Source organism: Pseudoalteromonas sp. SR45-1 (genome assembly GCF_014163655.1).
In the GTDB taxonomy this organism is placed as follows: Bacteria; Pseudomonadota; Gammaproteobacteria; order Enterobacterales; family Alteromonadaceae; genus Pseudoalteromonas; species Pseudoalteromonas distincta.
In genome coordinates this window covers 237,309-258,030 of record NZ_JACJDR010000001.1, presented here as the reverse complement: position 1 = coordinate 258,030, position 20,722 = coordinate 237,309, and the positions used below count along the sequence as shown (strand labels likewise).

19 protein-coding genes are annotated in these 20,722 nt (G+C 38.1%); 14 read left to right on the top strand and 5 right to left on the bottom strand.

Going from position 1 to position 20,722, the window contains the following annotated elements; translation table 11 throughout:
- The first annotated feature begins 141 nt into the window (after positions 1-141).
- The 5 genes from H5089_RS01180 to H5089_RS01160 are packed head-to-tail and all read left to right on the top strand — an operon-like array spanning position 142 to position 4,942.
- On the top strand, positions 142-1,299 hold the full coding sequence (locus H5089_RS01180; RefSeq protein WP_002961869.1) for an acyl-CoA dehydrogenase family protein: 1,158 nt from the start codon (positions 142-144) through the stop codon (positions 1,297-1,299).
- 10 nt (positions 1,300-1,309) lie between these two features.
- Positions 1,310-2,101 (top strand): enoyl-CoA hydratase, encoded by a 792-nt coding sequence (locus tag H5089_RS01175; RefSeq protein WP_182711281.1) that lies wholly within the window; start codon positions 1,310-1,312, stop codon positions 2,099-2,101.
- Positions 2,101-3,252, top strand: coding sequence for an enoyl-CoA hydratase/isomerase family protein (locus H5089_RS01170; protein WP_182711280.1), 1,152 nt, complete (start codon positions 2,101-2,103; stop codon positions 3,250-3,252). The genes H5089_RS01175 and H5089_RS01170 overlap by 1 nt, the downstream gene beginning before the upstream one ends.
- Before the next feature lie 10 nt (positions 3,253-3,262).
- On the top strand, positions 3,263-4,162 hold the full coding sequence (mmsB, locus tag H5089_RS01165; protein ID WP_182711279.1) for a 3-hydroxyisobutyrate dehydrogenase: 900 nt from the start codon (positions 3,263-3,265) through the stop codon (positions 4,160-4,162).
- A 9-nt stretch (positions 4,163-4,171) separates the two neighbouring features.
- Entirely contained in the window at positions 4,172-4,942 is a 771-nt protein-coding gene (locus H5089_RS01160) for an SDR family oxidoreductase (RefSeq protein WP_182711278.1), read from the top strand.
- 253 nt (positions 4,943-5,195) lie between these two features.
- On the opposite strand, the gene H5089_RS01155 is transcribed toward H5089_RS01160, so the two are convergent.
- Entirely contained in the window at positions 5,196-6,158 is a 963-nt protein-coding gene (locus H5089_RS01155) for an integron integrase (RefSeq protein ID WP_182711277.1), read from the bottom strand.
- Positions 6,159-6,525: 367 nt separating this feature from the next.
- On the opposite strand from H5089_RS01155, the gene H5089_RS01150 reads away from it, so the two are divergent.
- The 4 genes from H5089_RS01150 (at position 6,526) to H5089_RS01135 (ending at position 12,385) form a co-directional block, all read left to right on the top strand.
- Complete coding sequence (locus H5089_RS01150; RefSeq protein WP_182711276.1) at positions 6,526-7,191, top strand: hypothetical protein; 666 nt, start codon at positions 6,526-6,528, stop codon at positions 7,189-7,191.
- Between the two features lie 114 nt (positions 7,192-7,305).
- Positions 7,306-9,069, top strand: a complete 1,764-nt coding sequence (locus H5089_RS20170) for a hypothetical protein (RefSeq protein WP_220486881.1) — start codon at positions 7,306-7,308, stop codon at positions 9,067-9,069.
- A gap of 539 nt (positions 9,070-9,608) precedes the next feature.
- Positions 9,609-10,583, top strand: coding sequence for a transposase (locus H5089_RS01140; RefSeq protein WP_182711275.1), 975 nt, complete (start codon positions 9,609-9,611; stop codon positions 10,581-10,583).
- A gap of 644 nt (positions 10,584-11,227) precedes the next feature.
- On the top strand, positions 11,228-12,385 hold the full coding sequence (locus H5089_RS01135; RefSeq protein WP_182672632.1) for a DUF547 domain-containing protein: 1,158 nt from the start codon (positions 11,228-11,230) through the stop codon (positions 12,383-12,385).
- 541 nt (positions 12,386-12,926) lie between these two features.
- Here H5089_RS01135 and H5089_RS01130 read toward each other — a convergent pair.
- Entirely contained in the window at positions 12,927-13,955 is a 1,029-nt protein-coding gene (locus H5089_RS01130; protein WP_182711274.1) for a methionine synthase, read from the bottom strand.
- Between the two features lie 78 nt (positions 13,956-14,033).
- A complete protein-coding gene (locus H5089_RS01125; protein WP_007582790.1) occupies positions 14,034-15,011 on the bottom strand; it encodes a DUF1852 domain-containing protein in 978 nt (325 codons plus the stop codon).
- Positions 15,012-15,634: 623 nt separating this feature from the next.
- Here H5089_RS01125 and H5089_RS01120 point away from each other — a divergent pair.
- The 5 genes from H5089_RS01120 to H5089_RS01100 all read left to right on the top strand — a co-directional run bounded on the left by H5089_RS01120 (position 15,635) and on the right by H5089_RS01100 (position 19,222).
- A complete protein-coding gene (locus H5089_RS01120) occupies positions 15,635-16,384 on the top strand; it encodes a spermidine synthase (protein WP_182711273.1) in 750 nt (249 codons plus the stop codon).
- 135 nt (positions 16,385-16,519) lie between these two features.
- Entirely contained in the window at positions 16,520-17,533 is a 1,014-nt protein-coding gene (locus tag H5089_RS01115; RefSeq protein WP_170070933.1) for a DUF5924 family protein, read from the top strand.
- A 71-nt stretch (positions 17,534-17,604) separates the two neighbouring features.
- Positions 17,605-17,841 carry a hypothetical protein gene (locus H5089_RS01110; protein ID WP_182711272.1) on the top strand — a complete coding sequence of 79 codons (237 nt, stop codon included), beginning with the start codon at positions 17,605-17,607 and terminating at the stop codon, positions 17,839-17,841.
- A gap of 11 nt (positions 17,842-17,852) precedes the next feature.
- A complete protein-coding gene (locus H5089_RS01105) occupies positions 17,853-18,296 on the top strand; it encodes a hypothetical protein (protein WP_076926014.1) in 444 nt (147 codons plus the stop codon).
- Positions 18,297-18,418: 122 nt separating this feature from the next.
- Positions 18,419-19,222 (top strand): hypothetical protein, encoded by an 804-nt coding sequence (locus H5089_RS01100; protein ID WP_182711271.1) that lies wholly within the window; start codon positions 18,419-18,421, stop codon positions 19,220-19,222.
- Between the two features lie 68 nt (positions 19,223-19,290).
- On the opposite strand, the gene H5089_RS01095 is transcribed toward H5089_RS01100, so the two are convergent.
- Both H5089_RS01095 and H5089_RS01090 read right to left on the bottom strand, forming a co-directional pair.
- On the bottom strand, positions 19,291-19,611 hold the full coding sequence (locus tag H5089_RS01095; protein ID WP_182711270.1) for a hypothetical protein: 321 nt from the start codon (positions 19,609-19,611) through the stop codon (positions 19,291-19,293).
- Between the two features lie 12 nt (positions 19,612-19,623).
- On the bottom strand, positions 19,624-20,670 hold the full coding sequence (locus tag H5089_RS01090; protein WP_182711269.1) for a YHYH protein: 1,047 nt from the start codon (positions 20,668-20,670) through the stop codon (positions 19,624-19,626).
- Between the last annotated feature and the right edge of the window lie 52 nt (positions 20,671-20,722).

Sequence of the window (20,722 nt, the reverse complement as noted above, 5' to 3'; positions counted from 1 at the left end):
ATAAAAGAATAATTAATAAAAAAGATGGGCGCGAAGGCTACTTCACACACAACACACACATAAGCCTTCGCCGCTCATCACAAACTATCCCTGTAACGGGAAACACTAACAACACAACTAACAAAATTAAAGAGGTCTACCATGGACTTTAACTTATCTGAAGATCAACAAGCCTTTGCACAAACTGCACGTCAATTTGCCGAGTCAGAACTTGCGCCCCATGCCGCAAAATGGGATCGCGAACATATCTTTCCTAAAGACACGATTAAAGCTGCGGGCGAGCTTGGTTTTTGTGGTTTATACACGCCAGAGGAAGCAGGCGGCCTTGGTTTATCTCGTTTAGATTCGAGCATTATTTTTGAACAACTTGCTATGGGTTGTACCGCAACAACGGCCATGTTGACCATTCATAATATGGCCACCTGGATGGTAGCAAGTTTTGGTACCGATGCCGTAAAAGACAAATACGTTGAGCAATTAGTAATGGGCGAGTTACTTGCCTCTTATTGTTTAACTGAGCCAGGCTCTGGCTCAGACGCCGCATCACTTAAAACCAAAGCCGTGCTTGAGGGCGATGAGTACGTTATTAACGGCTCAAAAATGTTTATATCGGGCGCTGGCGAAACTGAAGTGCTAGTTGTAATGGCACGTACAGGCGGCGAAGGCGCTGCGGGTATTTCGGCATTTGTAGTGCCTGCCGACGCAAAAGGCGTTGAATACGGCAAAGCTGAGGAAAAAATGGGTTGGAACGCACAACCAACACGCCTAATTAGCTTTGAAGATGTACGCATTCCTGCGCATAACTTGTTAGGCGCAGAAGGCGAAGGCTTTAAATTTGCGATGCAAGGTCTTGATGGCGGCCGAATTAACATTGCCACATGTTCAATTGGTACAGCGCAAGCGGCGCTTAATACAGCCCGTGAATATTTAAAAGAACGTACACAATTTGGTAAACCATTGGCTGCGTTTCAAGCATTGCAATTTAAAATTGCCGATATGAACACCGAACTTGTAGCTGCGCGCCAAATGGTAAGGCTTGCTGCATTTAAACTTGATAATAACGACGTTGAAAAAACCACTTACTGCGCCATGGCTAAACGTTTTGCTACCGATGTTGGCTTTACTGTGTGTAACGACGCACTGCAAATTCATGGTGGTTACGGTTATATAAAAGAATACCCGCTTGAGCGCCATGTACGTGATGTACGCGTTCATCAAATTTTAGAGGGCACTAACGAAATTATGCGTGTGATTATAGCGCGCCGTATTTTGGCTGAGTCTGCAAGCGACGTTTTATAAGGAGCAATGTATGTCAGAATCTAAATCTAATCCGAGTATTGAACTTACAACTGAAGGTCATGTTGCTATTTTAACTATGTCTAACCCGCCAGCAAATACCTGGACAAAAGACACCCTAGTTGATTTAAAAAATACCGTTAATGAGCTTAATAATAATAAAAATATTTATGCATTAGTACTGACTGGTGAAGGCGAGAAGTTTTTTAGCGCAGGTGCCGACCTAAACGTATTTGCTGGTGGCGATAAAGGCGTAGCCGCCGATATGTCGTGTGTATTTGGTGAAGCATTCGAAGCGCTTACTAATTTTAGAGGCGTGTCGGTTGCAGCCATTAATGGCTATGCAATGGGCGGCGGGCTAGAAGTGGCGCTTGCGTGCGATATACGTATAGCTGAAGAGCAAGCACAAATGGCGCTCCCTGAAGCTAAAGTTGGCTTATTACCCTGTGCGGGTGGTACACAAAATTTAGCATGGCTAGTAGGCGAAGGCTGGGCAAAACGCATGATTTTATGCGGCGAGCGCTTAAAAGCTGATAAAGCCCTACAAATTGGCTTAGTAGAAGAAGTAGTACCACAAGGTGAAAGCTTTGCGGCAGCATTAAAACTTGCCAACCAAGTGGCCGATCAAAGCCCTACCTCAGTTGCTGCGTGTAAAACATTGATTCAAAAGGGGCGTCATCAACCAATGGCAAGTGTATTGCCTCTTGAGCGCGAGTTATTTGTTGGTTTATTTGATACCGAGGATCAACAAGAAGGCGTAAATGCCTTTTTAGAAAAACGCCGCGCTAACTGGGTAAATGGCTAATGAGTGCTTTAACATTATTAAATAGCGCCGATGAGCCCGTGGTTTTTGAAACCGCAACCGCAGAAAACGGCAGTTTAATTGGGCTTATTACACTCAATGCGCCAAAAGCCTTAAATGCACTTAATTTTGAGATGATCAAATTACTTGAGCCGCAATTGCGAGCTTGGCAAGACGATGATGCTATTGCAATGGTGTTGTTAAAAGGCGCAGGCGATAAAGCATTTTGTGCTGGTGGCGATGTTGTGAGCCTTCATCGTGCGATGGCGCAAGGTAAACCAACAAGCTTAGTTGAAGAGTTTTTTACGCTTGAGTACAAGCTTGATTATCTTATTCATACCTTTGATAAACCTATCCTCGTTTGGGGTAACGGCATAGTAATGGGTGGCGGTTTAGGGCTAATGGCCGGTGCTAGCCATCGCGTCGTAACCGAAACATCACGCATTGCCATGCCAGAGCAAACCATAGGTTTATACCCTGATGTAGGCGGTAGTTACTTTTTACATAAAGTGCCACAAAGCGTCGGGTTATTTTTAGGGCTAACGTCGGCATCAATTAACTGCGAAGACGCACGTTTTGTATCACTTGCCGATCACTTCATCGACAGCACTAAATATGATTCCATGCTTGCGCAAATTTTAGCAGCTAAATGGGGCAAAACCGCAAGCTTAAATCATGAGCGTTTAACTAAGTTATTAACCGATTTAGACAACCAATCTGCGCGTATGCCAAAAGGCAATATAAAAGCTAATTTAAAAACAATTCAAAAGCTGGGTGAATTTACAACCTTGCAGGAGCAAGTTGATTATATTTTAGGGCTAACCACTGATGATAAGTGGCTACAGCGCGCTCAAAAATCACTTAAACACGGATGCCCACTAAGTTGTGCACTCGTTAGTGAGCAATTAAAAACAAGTAAAGGCAAAAGCTTATTAGCGTGTTTTAAAATGGAGCTGGGTATGTCGGTTCGCGCTGGCGAAGTAGGTGAATTTCAAGAAGGTGTAAGAGCGCTATTAATAGATAAAGACGGCGCGCCTAATTGGCAGTACAAAACACTTAGTGATGTCCCACAAACAATAATCGACAGCTTTTTTGCTAATCGCTTTGGCGAAAACCACCCACTCGATGGCTTAGACACGCCAATACACAAATAAAGGAAAGACGATGACTAAACTCAATATCGGTTTTATCGGCTTAGGCAATATGGGCGGCCCAATGGCGGCTAACTTAATTAAAGCTGGACATACTGTGAGCGTGTTCGATTTAAACCAGTCGGTCGTAAATGAACTTGCAAGCAAAGGCGCAAAAGCTGCGATTGATGCAAAGCAGTGTGCAACCAATGCTGACGTACTTATTAGTATGTTACCTGCGGGCAAACATGTTAAATCGCTGTATTTGGGTAATAACGACGACAGCGGTTTAATTAACGTGCTGAGCAAAAATACATTAGTAATTGATTGCTCAACAATAGATGCAGAATCAGCACGTATTGTAGGCAGCGCACTTGGCGAGCAGAGTATTAGCTTTGTAGATGCACCAGTATCGGGCGGCGTTGCAGGCGCAACCGCAGGCACACTTACTTTTATTGTTGGCGGCGAAAAAGCAGCGTTTGATAAAGCAAATACAGTGCTGAGTGATATGGGTAAAAACATATTTCATGCAGGCGATATTGGCGCAGGGCAAGTAGCAAAAATATGTAATAACATGCTACTCAGTATTTTAATGGCAGGCACCAGCGAAGCACTGCAAATGGGTATAAATAACGGCCTCGATCCTAAAGTACTTAGCGACATTATGACTGCAAGCTCTGGCCGTAACTGGACGCTTGAGCTTTACAATCCTTGCCCAGGTGTAATGGATACCGCACCGGCTAGTAACGATTACAAACCAGGCTTTATGGTTGATTTAATGGCTAAAGACCTAGGACTTGCCATGGAAGCCGCGCAGCAAAGTAATTCATCAACCCCAATGGGTTCAATGGCTAAAAATTTATACACTATGCTACAGCACCAAGGTGCGGGTAGTGATGACTTTAGTGCCATTTTTAAACTGTTTTCTAAGTAGGAGCAACGCGTGGAAATTAAAAATAACACGGTAGTAATAACCGGTGGCGCACAAGGTTTAGGCTTTGCAATGGCGCAAAAGTTTGCACTTATGGGTGCCAACATTGCTTTAATAGATATGGCGCAAGACTTATTAAACAACGCATGCGAGCAATTAACGCAGCTTGAAGGTGTAACTAGCAATATTAAAGGTTATGCCGCAAACGTAACAAATGAGAGCGAAGTAGAAAACGTATTTAATACCATTAATAGCGATTTTGGCCACATTGGTGTGCTTATAAACAACGCCGGTATTTTACGCGACGGCATGTTTATAAAAGCAAAAGACGGCAAAGTGGTTAAAAAAATGTCCCTTGAGCAATTTCAATCAGTGATTGATGTAAACCTCACCGGCGTATTTTTAGCAGGGCGCGAAGCTGCGAGCCACATGATTGAATCAGGTAAAGGCGGCGTAATAGTTAATATGTCGAGCGTAGCGCGCGCGGGTAACATAGGCCAAACAAACTACGCGGCATCAAAAGCAGGCGTAGTGGCACTTACCACCACATGGGCTAAAGAACTAGGTCGTTTTGGTATACGTGTAGGCGCTATTGCACCAGGTGTAATAAGTACCGCCATGACCGACGCCATGAAGCCAGAAGCCAAACAACGCATGCTTGCGGTAACGCCAGTAGGGCGCTTAGGCGAAAGCGAGGAAATTGCCCATACTGCACAATACATAATCGAAAACGACTTTTTTACCGGTCGCGTGGTGGAAATAGACGGCGGAATTCGTTTGTAAAACGAACTGGATTAAGGTTGATTTAAAAAGCATGGCGCTTGTGGGCTGTGCTTTTTTGTTTTAAATAGGGGAGATTTATAATCTTGAAAAAGGGCTGATAACGGCGTTGGCAATTTGTTGTAAAACATGAGTAGGATACCCGTTGAATTAAAACGTAGAACATTCTAGCGTTATGAATAACTCATTAACTGCGTTAAAAACTTCTCATATAGACAAACAATATAACTAAATTTTTGCCTTGTTACTGAGATATTTATAATCTTGAAAAAGGGCTAATAACACCGTTGGCACCTTGTTGTAGTACATGGGTATATATTTGTGTAGTACGCACATCACTATGACCTAGCTGTGTTTGTACTGTGCGTATATCAGCGCCGCTTTGCAGCAAATGCGTAGCGAATGAGTGGCGCAAAGTATGTGGGGTAACGTGTTTGTTAATATTTGCATCAAAAGCGGCTTTTTTAACAGCGCGTTGTAATTGCTTTTCATCAATATGATGGCGCCTTAATTGTTTACTCTCGGGATCAAGACTTAATTTATGTGATGAAAATAAATGTTGCCAGCCCAGCTGCTTATTATGATTTGGATATTTTTTACGTAACAAATGCGGCATGTACGCACCGCAATACAAAGGGTTTTTAAGATCTAATTGTAGATAACTATCAACTAATTGTATTTGGGAACGTAATTGCGGTGTGAGCTCTACGGCAAGGGTTACAACACGATTTTTGCCTCCTTTGCCATCCCAAATTCGAATGCAGTTATAGTCAAAGTCAATATCGTGTACCCGTAAACGCAGTACCTCCATTAAGCGCATACCGCTAACATAAAGTAATCCACAGGGTAAATAATGCTTTGCAGAGCACACTTTAAAAAAATTATTTATTTCTTGCTGTGTTAAAACTACCGGTAGTTTAGTTGCTCGTTTGCTCTTAATAAAACCTAATGATAATGAGAGTGGTTTTTTAATAACTTCTTTAAATAAAAAGCTCAATGCATTTAAGGCTTGCGCTTGAGTGTTAGGAGCAACATTTTGTTGGTTGACAAGGTGGTTTAAAAAAAGTTCGACCTCATTGTCTCCCATCGTTGTTGGGTGCCTCATAGAGTTAAAGCGAATAAACGAAGATATCCAGTATAAATACGCTTTAACGGTACTTTTAGCATAACGCTTTAGATACATTTGTTCGACTATCATAGTTAAAAAAGGTGATTTCATGATATGAATCTCTAGCAAAAGTTAACTGTATATATAGACAGCACTTATTGTTTTGTCCAATATTACTGATCTCCACCATTTCGCTGCATTTTCGCACTGATTAAAAATAATTTTCAGTTAACTAATTGTTTACAGGTGTTTATTTGATGGTTAAGATAAATGCATTGTAATATATGGACATTTGTCGGTTTATAAAACGACAAATGTCGTAGACAAAGTTGTTAGCAATATATGGAGTTAGTAATCAAATGGATAATTATGCGTCAAGGTTTAGCTGGCATGAAGCGGTAAATAAAACAACAAGCTCTTATGTTATCCGCGTAATTGGAAGGATGAAGACCACCTAACAAGAACACTTCTGACAGCATTGCGAGATGAACACTCAAATGTACAGATTGAAAGTGAAAAGCTTATTGGGAAAAATACGAAGTGTCATTGGGATGTATATAAAAATACTAAAGAACAAGGGATTGAGCAAAAACATGGTGATATTGGAATCCTTGTTCAATTGCATTTTGATGATGATAAAGTGCTAGAAGGGGTGGCTTTTTTAGAAGCAAAACGTATCTACCGTAACACTAAAGATGATTCAAAATCTAAATTTGCGGCATTAGACAGTGAACAGCTAGAAAGATATTGCAGCAAATCTCATTTTCACAGAACTGTGTTTTATGATGTTACTGAAAATAAAGATGGTTTAGAAGCTTTTTCTCTGACAATCCCCACACAACACCTATTAACAATTAATAAAAATAATCGTGAAGTATATCCGTATTGTGAATATTTTTCTTATTGTTTAACCAATCGTTATTTTCAAGGCTATGAACTAGATTTTACAAAATCTTCTATAGATGATGTAAAAGGCTTTTTAGATGAAAATGGTGGGGTTGATTACCTAATTGTTGCGCAAGTTACTTTAAAGCCAGAGCTAGAATTGAAACCTGAAATGATAGAAATAAATAGAAAAATTTATAGTCGACTTGAAAGCCCAAAACCAGATAATACACCGAGAATGACATTTGGAAGACGTTAATTGCTAACAAGCCATTCAAGCAGGACTAAAACAGTTGGCTACTGCTCGTGCCTCGCTGAATTTAGCCAACAATTTTTAGCCTCTTAATGGGGCGTTATAACTATATGGTGATTTATGTACCAACAACAAGATAAAAAAATTGCCAGGGAAGCTGTTTTAGGAGCTGCTATAAACTCACTGTGTAGTGAAAGGAAAACTAGTACTCTGGCACATCGAGACCACATGAGAAACGTTCGTGATGAACTTATTTCTCGTGGTGGTCGAGATCTAAAGGCTGCGCAATGTTTGAGTGATGAAACGATAGTTCGCTGGGAAAAGTTTTATGACTCAATGATTCAATCAAAAAGCCCAGAGAATCTAAAAATAGCGTATTTGTCAGGGCCAAACCCAGAAAATGACCTCAGAGAGATGACTAAATTAGGTGTTTTACCAGAAAATATTTGGGCATTTGAAAGTCACGCTAAGACTTATAATGAGGCTGTTGTATCCGCTTTATCTTCAGAGTTTCCGTTTATTAAGCTGATAAAAGCAGGGGTGGGTGATTTCTTTCAAGCATCTCCTCAAAAATTTGATATTATTTATCTTGATTTTTGTGGGCCTCTACCAAGTAAAAATAAAAAACATAAAACGTTAAAGACCATTTCAAATATTTTGTCTCACCATACTTTAAATTCACCAGGTTCATTGATTACAAATGTATGTTTACCTACCGAGGAACAGGACTCGGAGTCTAGGGCACTTATAATTAAACTAGTCGGTTTATATCTATATCCTAAATCATTTCTCGAATGTAAAGAGCACGACAATAATATTACAGAGGGAGCTTTAACTCATGGGCATGATTTAGATGATTGGCTCAAGATAGTTGAAGGTGACCTTGATAACTATTACGGTGAGTATATTACAAGGCTATTAATTGATTTGGTTTTAGAAATCACACCGTACGATAGATTGTCGAGTAGTCATGTTTTATTTAATCATCTTTTTGATATATCCGATAAAGCAAAGTTAAAAGAAAGTATCGATTCACTATTTAAATATGAAATATCTGAAGAGGAAAGAAATCGACTTCAGGAAGAAATGGAACAGTTTACTGTAAGTGGTGAGGACTTCGTAGACTTCCTAAAAGACCCTAGCCTAGAATTCTATAACATTATTCAAGACGAGTCTGTCTTAGAAGAAGAAAATGAAGATGTTGAAGATGATGGGATTTATGCAGGGGACGTGTTGTGTGAACCTAATAACCACTCTTTATTATGGACTTTAGGTTCATTAAGTCAGATCTTAAACAAAAAAGACAGTTTCTTCCCTGATGAAATACATAAAGATTCCGACTTCAAGAAGTATGCTCAACAGTTCATCCTTCAATTAAGTTCAAAAAATGATGAGAAAACCTTTATTGATAATATGTGTAAAGCAAACTTTCTCCTTTCTGAGGGTAATGGTGAGGAAAAGTTTCATAGCCTTTCAATGAAAAGGTTGAAAGGTGTAGATTGGATGAATAATTATTATCAATTCTGTGACTTCTTCTTGTTTCACCAAGTTAAAGAAGTGCTATTTAGGCAGTTAGCCGTACCCTACCATGTTAACGTTCAAGCAACCAAACGGTGGAAATATACAGCGAAAGACACACCAATGTATATGGATATGCTTATTCTTGATGAATGTCGCTATCTGTATGATTGGATGCCAACAATTGACATGATGAGTAATAGCCTTACTGACATTGAACGCCAGCTTAGTTTTAGGTTTATCTTGGATGCAATTAGTAAACATAGAAGGTATCTGTCGACAGAGGTCTTTTATGGTACTGCTTGTGTAGGAAGTAACAACAAAGGTTTTAGAACCAAAATTTTGGAGCCTAGGCTGATAATATAGTTATAACAAGTCATTTAAACGGAAAATTAACAGTTGGCCATCGTCTTCGCGATTTTAGCCAACCATTAATTTCCGCTTAATGAGGCGTTATATGCCAAACAGAGTATGGAGTACTATTGGTGACACGAGAAAAGTTTCGAACAATAAATCAAAAGCTCGGTGTAAATAAAGCCGCTATATCAGAAATAAAGACGCAACTAAAACCTAAAAAACCTAGAGACTCGGTGAAGATAAAGGGTAAGGATATTGTTGTTCGTAGACCCAAAATAGTTGCTAATTTACCCAGTAAAGTAGTTTTAACAGACTCTACATGGTAGTTTGTAGAAATATACCTTCGATCTGAAAAGCAAGACGATGCTTTGTTTTACTGGGAACAAGAAAAAATAACAGTGACACCCATCCTTAATTTTGCTCTTTTTAAAAAAATAACAGTAAAAAATAACAGTGAAAAAAATAACAGTGACACCCATCCTTAATTTTGCTCTTTTTAAAATTAAGGACTACGTTTTGTTTAGTCTAAAAAATAAGCAGGGTGTCTTATGGCTATCGCAAGAAAGCGTCAAGTAAGTTTGGTTGATACAAAATACTATCACTGTATTTCACGCTGTGTTCGTCGTGCATTTTTATGTGGGGAAGATCGTTTTACTGGTCAATCTTATGAGCATCGACGAGGGTGGGTTGAAGATAAGCTGCTTGAATTAGCTAAAGTATTTTGTATTGATGTATGTGCTTATGCCGTAATGAGTAATCACACCCATTTAGTACTGTATGTAGATGATAAGAAAGCAAACAGGCTGAATGATAAAGCGATTGTTATTCACTGGCACAAGCTGTGCAAAGGCACATTGTTAACGCAAAAGTACATACAGGGTGAAAGGCTAAGTAAAGTTGAGCTTATCTTTTTTAATCAAACAGTAAAGGAATATCGAGAGCGCCTATCAAGTATTAGCTGGTTTATGCGGGTGTTAAATGAAGACATTGCCCGCAGAGCAAATAAAGAAGATAACAGCACAGGGAGGTTCTGGGAGGGTAGATTCAAATCGCAAGCATTACTAGATGAAGCAGCACTTGCAGCCTGTATGGCCTATGTTGATTTAAATCCCATTAGAGCTAAAATGGCTAACACACCAGAAGAGTCAGACCATACCAGTGTACAAAATCGCTTAACATGCGCGGCAGAAGGTAAACAACCTAAGCAGTTACTACGTTTTGCAGGCATGCCACGTCAGATTATGCCTAAAGGGCTGCCGTTTGAGCTTAAATCGTACCTTGAACTCGTTGAGCTAACAGGGCGAATAATACGAGAGGATAAGTGCGGGCATATTGATAATATGAACCTTCCTTTACTAGAAAGGCTTAATATATCCCCAGATAACTGGCTAAAACTCACTACGCAATTTACGCGCGTATTTCACGGCGCAGTAGGCAGGCCGACCTCACAAGCAAGTTACTGTGAAAACTTAAAGCGAAAGCGGCGAGCGAATATCAGTAACTGCGAAAAGCTATTAGCATAAATTAAAAACCATTCAGTAAAAGTTAAAACAGATACTTTTATTAGTGAATAATTAGGCTGACACTCATTCTAATTATTACGAAAAAAGCCAACTAAAACAGTATGAAGTTTTCATTGTTATATAATGAATCACGAAAAAAAGCTGAGCCATGTAGGCATAATGAAAGCAAAAATAGATAGCCGAATCGGAAGACAATAGCTGTTTATTAAATAATGGCAAACGACTCGGCTGTATAGAACCGGCTTTCCTTTAAGTAAAAAGCGAAATATTATCGTGAATAAAGGGATGAACAAACTGACCTTACGAGGTCAGATGAAAATGAATGCCTTTACTTTATTGTGTGGAAACTGTATTGCCTTGTTCATAAAATACAGTTGCAAAAGACGATGCATTGAGAAAGGGAGGCCCTTTTACCCTAAATTAAAGCTACTCAACCAGCCGCAACCCTTTCCAAAACGCCAATTAAAACAACACCAAATTCCCACTTTATATTCTGCATAAAATACAGTAATCGATTGAACCAAAATAGGAACTCAGCTATGGTTTGTTTATCAATAAAAATAAATAAAAAACGAGTTAATCTACAGATTCGTTATGTTGCTCATGAAGAATGTGGGCTATTCTACTCAAAATAAGGATTTTTTATGAGTTTATTTAAATTAGTTAGTTTATTGATCAAGTTTAGTTGTTTGTTGTTGCTTTTAAGCGCCCCAAAATATCTTCATGCTGAGGATAAAGCCTACCCTCAATTTAGCGGTTATTCACCTAAATCTAAGTTAACAATAAACTTTGAACCTGTGAACATATTATTAGAATCGAATGTTCTTGATATGGGGCCATCCAGAAGAATAAATGCTAAACTTGACAAACCTCCGATAGGTACTAGGTTAAGAAATGTTTTCCCCAGTGCTACCCATAATGAAAGTAACAGATTCACATATGAGTTGATAAAATCTCCTAAACAAAAAAGTTTAGTCAATGATGTTAAAAAATATTTAGAATCATTGCCCGAGAAAAACAACCTTAATTTATATTCAAAACAAGAGCAATTGGCCTATTGGCTTAATCTTTATAACATTACTTTAATTAACGAAATTGTTAAGCGGTATCCAATAGTTAGTTTAGAAAAAATATTAACTGGTCCTGACTCACTATTGGATAAAAAGCTAGTGAATATTGGTAGTCTTCAGTTGAGTCTCAGTGACATACAGTATGGGATTTTAGATAAAAACTATAGTAAAGAACCTTTAATTATTTATGGATTATATCAAGGGTATATCGGCAGCCCAAATATCAATAAAAAAGCCTTTTCAGGTAAAAATGTATATAAGCTATTAAAAAATAATGCAACAGATTTTGTCAATTCGAATAGAGGTACAAAAATTGATTCTCTAAATAGTTTAGAGGTCTCAAGTTATTATGCGAGAAATGCTGATTATTTTCCTAATTTTAGCAATGACCTCAAACTTCATCTGTTGCAATTTGCTGATAAAACAACCCAAGAAATAATAAATAAGTCGGATAAAATTGAACCCATTATAAACAATTGGGCAATTGCTGATCTATTTGGAAGTAAAAGAGTCTTTGGTGGGGGCATGTCTACTAACTCAGCAGCATCAATAGGAATGTCAAGAAATTATGCGTTGACCGATAAAGTCACTAAAGACGCGAACACAGGTGGAAAGTTCAGACTTTCAGCTAGAGAAATAACCAGGTTAAAGGAGTTAATGAGAGTAAGAGCTAAGAATTACGGTGAGACATCCGTAACGATAACAGACCTAGAATTACAAGATGAAAACTAAAATTTACAATATATGAACAGTAGCTCAGTATGGTGAGAAAAAAAACAAATAAAAAACGAGTTAATCTATAGGCTTGTTAGGTATACAAGGAAGTATTGAGTCTGGTGTTGATCCTTAAAGAAAAATTCAAAACTATTTTTGAGTCTACTTTCTTAATCGTTGTATTCTTACTTTGTGGGTTGGCAATTAGTGATATCCTAATTCAGCCGTTTGCAAAACTCGTATTCATATCTATATTCTTTTTAGCATGGTTTATATTGCTAATTTATGGCTTAATTTACAAAGAGTCTTATATGTTTAAGTGTTCTGTAAAAAGTAGATTATTGATATACTTAGCTGAGCAGTTTATATATTGTTCTTTGATCATAATTACAGGTATTGTTCTCTTTCGAGCAGTGTATACCTAACAACACCTCTGAGGTGGACAGCAAGCTCTAAAGCTCACTTCCCACCGCAAGCTTTAACAGTGGTGATCTCTTACTTTTCAATGCCGTTAGGTAAGTTGATTCATCTTAGGGCGTATGTAGATTTAAACCCTATTTTACTTATTTAGTTCTTTTCTTATAATTTCAGCCCCAGCGCTCAAGGCATTTAGTTTACCTCTGGCTATATGGTGAGGTAGTGGAGCCATGCCGCAGTTTGTACACGGGTAGAGTTTGTCGGCATCTACAAATTGCAGTGCTTTACGTAGCGTATTAGCTACTTCTTCTGGCGTTTCGATAGTATGATTTGCTACATCAATTGCGCCTACCATTACTTTTTTACCGCGAATGAGTTCTAGTAAATCCATTGGTACATGCGAGTTATGGCACTCTAGTGAAATAATATCGATTTTAGATTGCTGAAGTTTAGGGAATGCTTCTTCGTACTGTCGCCATTCACTTCCTAGTGTTTTTTTCCAATCTGTATTGGCTTTAATGCCGTAGCCATAGCAAATATGCACTGCGGTTTCGCATTTAAGCCCTTCAATTGCGCGCTCTAAACAGGCGATTCCCCAGTCGTTCACTTCATCAAAAAATACGTTAAACGCGGGCTCATCAAATTGGATGATATCAACGCCTGCGGCTTCTAATTCTTTTGCTTCTTGATTGAGAATTATGGCAAATTCCCACGCTAGTTTTTCGCGGCTTTTATAATGATCGTCGTATAATGTGTCTATCATGGTCATAGGGCCTGGTAGTGCCCATTTGATTGGTTGCTTGGTTTGCTTGCGTAAAAATTTAGCGTCTTCAACAAACACAGACTTTTGGCGGCTCACAGGGCCAACAACTGTAGGTACGCTTGCGTCGTATCGGTCACGAATTTTTACTGTTTTACGTTTTTCAAAGTCAACACCGTTTAGGTGCTCTATAAATGTAGTTACAAAATGCTGCCTTGTTTGCTCACCATCGCTAACAATATCAATACCTGCTTGTTGTTGGTCGAATAATGACAAGCGTAGGGCGTCGTGTTTTCCTTGGGTTAATTCATCACCTTGTAATTTCCAAGGTGACCAAAGTGTTTCTGGCTCTGCAAGCCATAAAGGCTTTGGTAAACTGCCAGCGGTAGATGTAGGTAGTAATTTTTTCATAATAAATAATGCCGTATATTTTAGTTAATTATTAAACGGAGCGTTAAGCGCGTTATTACTGGTTGTTACTATTAGTTGTTATGACAGATAGCGAGTAGAGAATTGCTCAAGAACCGTTTGGTACGGCTTGATAAAATGCTCTTGTGCAAACTTGCCTTGTTCATTTGCTAACTTGCCGCGCTCTTCTCGGTCATACACAATTTGCGTTAGTGAGTGATCCAAGTTTTTTAAGTTTGGTTTATATGATTTACCCGCTGTTGCATTGGCATTATAAATCTCTGGTCTGTAGATTTTTTGAAACGTTTCCATCGTACTAATGGTGCTTATAAGCTCAAGATTGCTGTAATCATTAAGTAAATCACCAAAGAAAAACAATGCTAAAGGCGCAGCACTATTTGGCGGCATAAAGTAACGTACCTGCAAGCCCATTTTTTTGAAGTATTGCTCAGTTAAAGACGATTCATTTGGTTCGTATTCAACGCCAAGTACCGGGTGTTGGTTTTCGGTGCGGTTGTAGGTTTTGTTATCTGACACACTTAGGCATATAACCGGTGGTTTTTTAAAGTTTTGTTTGTATGTATCCGAATTTACGAATGACTGAAATAGCTTGCCATGTAAAACCCCAAAGTCATCAGGAATACTAAATTGAGGCTTTCCTTTATTGTGCTCTTGTAGGAGTACGCTAAAGTCGTAGTCGCGCACATACGATGAAAAGTTGTTTCCTACAATGCCTTCAATTCGCTTATTAGTTTTATGGTCAACAATATTTGTTTTTAATATTTCGATTGATGGGAAGCTTTCGCCGCCGTCTTCAATACCTATCTCAACAGAGACAATTTCAAGCTCTACAGCATAACGCTCACCTTTGGTGTTATCCCAGTGGGCTAGGGCATTAAAACGGTTGTTAATCATGTTTAAGGCGTTACGCAAGTTTGCTTTGCGGTATTCACCTCTGGCTAAATTAGCAAAGTTGGTTGTGATACGCGTATTAGTTGATGGATGATAATTTTCGTCGAGTGAAACGCTCTTAATATTAAATGTAAAATCTTTTTTCATCGTGTTTATATCCAATTTTATAATTTAAACCTGATTGATGCTCTGCGCTTTATTAACCTTGCAACTTACTTAGCTGGCTTAGCTGGTTTAGGTATTCAGCGGCTTTAAGTTGTTAGTAATAGTGTTTAGCGCTAAGGGATGAGTAATTTATACGTGGATTGGCATATGAAGAAAAACGGTTTAATTTCACATAAAACATGAGTCATATTCATTAATCATTATTGTTAAATTCGATTACGTAGTAATTGACGAAAAAAAGGCACAAATCGATAAAAATAAGGCATGGATGTTTAGCCGTTTAGACTTCTTTGGTGCTGGCGTGTACTTTATTCATGTTAAACATGAGGAATATTCAAAGGGGTTTTTTATTGCTATAACAGTACATTAGCCAAATTTTTAGTAGGTTAAGTCGTTGCTTGTACTAAGAGTCATCACTGGGAAAGTTTTAATTCACTATAAAAGCAGATACTTCAGCTCATCTAGCCTAAATGATAAACCGACTTTTTTGAGTACGTATATAAATGCTTGTAAATTAATAAAAGCGTTATTAGTCATATTAGTAGCAATGGTAGTACGTTAACTAAGTTATACTCGTTTTTCATCACTTCACCTATTGAGTATTCGTGGATATCAAAGGCACTTGTATTGCATCAACTATTGATGAGCATGGCCCTGTTTATGTATATCAAACAAAAAAGAATCTAATTCTCAGCTTTGACGGAAAAATTTATCAAAGCTGTATTAAGTTAAATAATATTAACGGGTTAAGCTTAGCTTATACGCAAGCTATGATGGCTGCGCTTTTTTTTATACCAAATTTAAAAACCGCGATGATAATGGGACTTGGGGCGGGCTCTATCGCAAAAAGTCTTTATCATGCGTTTCCCGCGCTGACTATACATACCGTTGAATATCGTAAAGCCGTTGCTGATATGGCTATAAAATATTTTGAAGTTCCCGTGTCAGAACGTTTGTTTATTCATATTGATGATGCGGCAAACTACATGAAAAACACGCAGATAAAAACGGATGTTATTTTTTCTGATTTATATAGCTCAGATGGGATGGAGTCAGATCAGGTGCAATCATCCTACTTACGCGATTGTAAAAATGCGCTCACTTTTGATGGTGTTTTAGTACTTAATATTTGCCATACCAAAATTGGGCAGAGGGAAGCGTTTGATCAACTACTTGAGAAAGAATTTGCAGGAAAGATTCTTAGTTTTATTATTGAAGGCGGTAATAAAATTGTGCTCGCTTTTAACAATAGAATGCCTGCACTTAGTGAGGATGAATTACTTGCTAAGGCTCACGCGTTACAAAAATTAATAAACGTACCAATGACGCGCTATGCAGGGCTTTTATTTAATTAAAATGGTTAGTTTGATGTACTGTTAAATGGGGCGTTTAAATCCATTCATCTATCTGTTGTTCATTTAAACTTGGTTAAACTAATCATACTCTGAATAAAAATAATAAAGTACGTACTCGTACGGAAACACTCATACATGGATTACTGTAAAAATATAATCGCTAAATTTATAAGCGCGATGCAAAAGCGGCCTGGATTATTGGCTGTGTTGGCGTTTTTGTCGGGCGTTGCTAGCTTTGTACTTGTAGATAGAAAAGAGTCTTTTTCGCAATTTATTGCAATATTTTTACTTATTAGTTGGTTGTGGCTAATTATTGATAATTGGCTGCGTGATAAAGTAGAAGAAAAGTTTGGTGTGGCTGTATCTCCTAATGTAATGCGTTTTGCGCTACAAATGGTGCAACAAGAAAGCCTATTTTTTGCGTTGCCATTTTTTTTAGCTGTTACGCAGTGGGATCATCCTCAAGCAATTTTTACTTCCCTTATTGCTTTGTGTGCAGTTATATCGGTTATCGATCCCTTTTATTATAAAAAACTTGCTAGAAACCGCACGCTATTTAGCGTGTTTCATAACTTTGCTTTATTTGTTGTTTTGCTTGTTACGTTACCTATTTTGTTAAACCTTACAACGAGCCAAAGTTTAGCTGCCGCACTTGTAACTGCTGTAGTGGTTACTCTTCCGAGTTTAAACAATTTAATGCCTAATGCTCGCTGGTGGCGTTTTCCTATTCTTGTATTGATTTTATGTGCTTTAAGCACAGCAGTGTGGCAATTAAGAAGCTATGTGCCTCCTGCAGCACTGCGATTAACCGATATTACGTTAGCTCATGAAGTTGATTTACAGCATAAAAAGCCAGTAGGGAGTATTAAACACTTAGATTCTTATACGCTGCACCATCAAGGTTTATATAGTTGGACTGCTGTTAAAGCACCAAGAGGCTTAAACGAAAAAATATTTCATGTGTGGCTTCATAATAAAAAAGAAGTTGATCGGATCACGTTAAATATAAACGGTGGGAGAGAACTAGGTTATAGAGCGTGGACACACAAAGTAAACTTTCCTAAAGACTCTGTTGGTAAGTGGCAAGTAAAAGTAGTCACCGAATCAGGTCAGTTAATAGGTTTAACGAAATTTACTGTTACACCTTAATGATGGTAATAGGTTTGTAATCTAATAAATATTTGATAGGCTATTTTTACAGTGTTTATTGGATGAACGTTATGAGTTTTGCATTTGATCTGTTTATTTGGTTAATGGTAGAGACTATTTTAGGTTTTTTTATTTACTCAACAGGTTGTACTATTTTAAAAATAGTTACCTTTGGTAAGTTTAAAAGCGATATTACCGATTACGTATCGTTTAAGGCGAATAAAGCTAAAAATGTTTATTTAATTTGTGTGCTCGGGTTTAGCTTTTACGTGCTATTAATTGGCTTTGTTGCCTACATGAGTCATTAAATTATAATTACATGAATAATAATACATTATTTACAGCAGGCATTTTAAGCTTTATAGCATCACTTTTACATGTAGCCTGTGTTTTTGGAGGGCCTGACTGGTATCGCCTTTTGGGTGCTGGTGAGCAAATGGCTCAAATGGCAGAGCAGGGTAGTATGTATCCTACTTATGTAACTTTAGCTATTTCAGTTATTATTGCTATTTGGGGCTTTTATGCGCTCTCTGGTGCGGGCGTCATTTTAAAACTGCCACTTTTAAAAACTGCGCTCGTATTAATAACCGCAATGTATTTAATACGAGGTATTGCGGGTTTAATCATTCCTTTTTTAACTTCAAGCCAAATCGTTCATCAGAATTCTATTCAATTTTGGATTATAAGCTCGATAATCTGCTGCATTTATGGGTCATTTTACTTATTTGGTACCCTTAAATTGTGGCGAATAAAAAATGTATGAATGCTAGATTTCCTGATCTTTTAAATTCAAATTATTAAATACTGATAGCTTATTTTTATATTGCGAAATACTATGTGCGACTATTTTTTACGCGCATATATTTTGGCTTTAGGTATCTATAAATGAATAAAACGTTATTGAGTACTTTGCTTGCAGCTCTTATTTGTGCATCTCTTTTAGCTAAAGTGCAGGCCCAAGACGTTCATGCACTTGAGCCTGAATTAGGTGTTGGCGGAAATATTAAGCTAGATGAGGCAAGTACAGCTTATGTTGATGACGGTTTTGATTTTCATGTGCATCCACTTTGGGAAAGCCGATATGTAAGTGAGGGCCGTGACAATTTAGCGAGTAAAGGTATTGCCTCAATCGCAACTGAATTCAATTATAATGAAATAACTATTATTCCGTGGGTTGCGACGGGTGTTGATAGCGATTATACCGAGTTTAACTTAAATGCTATTTACGCAACTCAGTTATTTAATACCGTTGATATGTTTATTGGTTACAACCATTTAAGATCCCGTGAAAATACCTCTAATGCTCACGACAATGAGGTTAGCTTAGATTTTTCGTATTTTTACGATGATAAATTTCAGCTCACTAGCAGCGCATATTATTCGTTTGATTCTCAAGGCACATTTATAGAGCTTGCGATAAACAAAGGCTACGAGATAAATGAAGCTGTTAATATCGATTTTCAAACGGGGCTAGGGTTTAATGCAGGTTATGTAAGTGATGGCCATAATGGTATTAACAACCTTAAGCTTACAGCTAACGTATCGTATAAAGTTATTAAGCAGCTTGAAGTATACGCATATACTAGCTACACCATGGCAATTAATAAAAATGCTGAGCGCTTTGTGGGTGATCAAACCTTAAAAAACGTGTTTTGGAGTGGTATTGGTCTGAGCTATCTATATCGTTAAAAGTTAGCAGCACAATAAAATGGTTGTGCTGCTTATTAAGAGTTTATCAATAAAAATTAGCCCTAAATTTACATAGCTTTATTAACGTTGGTTTTTAAATCACTCTTTTTTTTTTCGTGAGTGTGGCTTTTTATAGGGGCGGAAATTCCATTATCAATTTTTTGAATCGGCTGGCTTCGTACGCACATTAAATCATCAGCCATATACTGGCAGCTGCCAATATATAAATCGTTATGGCCGCCTTCGTATTTACATGATTGAGATTTTACTTTATCTGCGCAAGCTTTAACTGCAACACCATTTAACGGCCCTGCATGAGCATTTAAAAATGTGGGTGCTGCAAGTAAAGCCATACCAAACACGCTTAAACAACTACTTTTTATAAACATAACAACTCCTTTTTAATGCTTTTCAGGATCATGGCCTGGCGGTGGACCGTTGTGATCACCCGGTGGTCCACCTGCAGGCCTAACTGATTCTCCATGTAGGCACCCTATAAACATATTTTCGCTAGGACTGGCTGCGTGGTAGTGATAACCCCTTACTTTATCTGTATTACCTCGGCATTCATCAAGTGACTCTTCTTTACCGCTTGTATCACGCATTGCATAAATACCATAACCGTCTATTGCATAACCTATAAGAGGTGCATGTCCATCTTCTGTAGCAGCTGAGTCAGTACAACCAGTGGTAGAGTGATAGTGATAACCTTGGTGTAAATTTATATGGCCACCACAATCATCAAATGCCGCAATGGTATAGCTCTCTAAAATTGCATTAATTGGAGCAGGCCCTGATAGCTCAGTACCGTCTAGTGCTATACCTACTGTTCTTAATCGGCCAGTATCAGATGCTGGAATAGGTGTAACAGGAATTAAATACGTTAATGAAAAATTATCTTCTAAATACGAAAGTTCACACTCAATACAATTTTGTTTATATTGCTCTTCAACATCAGGGCGAGCTGCACCAGCGCAAGACTCTTTTGTAGCTGTATATCTAATTTCATTTGTTTTAGTGTCGTAAAGTACCCACTTTTCATCGCCGTAGTATTCATCAAGCTTGAGAATAAATTGGCCTGTTAAATCAACTAAATCACCAGTACCTTCTTTACTAAACCAACTGCCAGTTACATCAGCGCCATCGGTCGATGTGCGCGGGCAAAATGGACCTGGCTCTCTACCTGCGGGTGCGCCTGATGTAATTAACTCATAACACTTAGTTTTAGTTCCTTGCGCCGTTTCGCAATCAACAATGTTAGGCTCAGATAAAAAGGCCCCTTTTTTAAACATAGATAAATTTATTGTTTGATTCGTTTTTTGTACTTCACTAAGAGAGCTACTGACTTGCTTAGTATTTTTATTAGTTGGTGAGTCGTCGCAGCCACTTAGAGTTAAAACTGTTGCGGTAACAATGATTGCAAACGCGCTGTAATTATTTGAGCCCATTACTTGTATCCTTTTCAGTATAGGTTTTGGTGTACTTATACTGTGGCATATT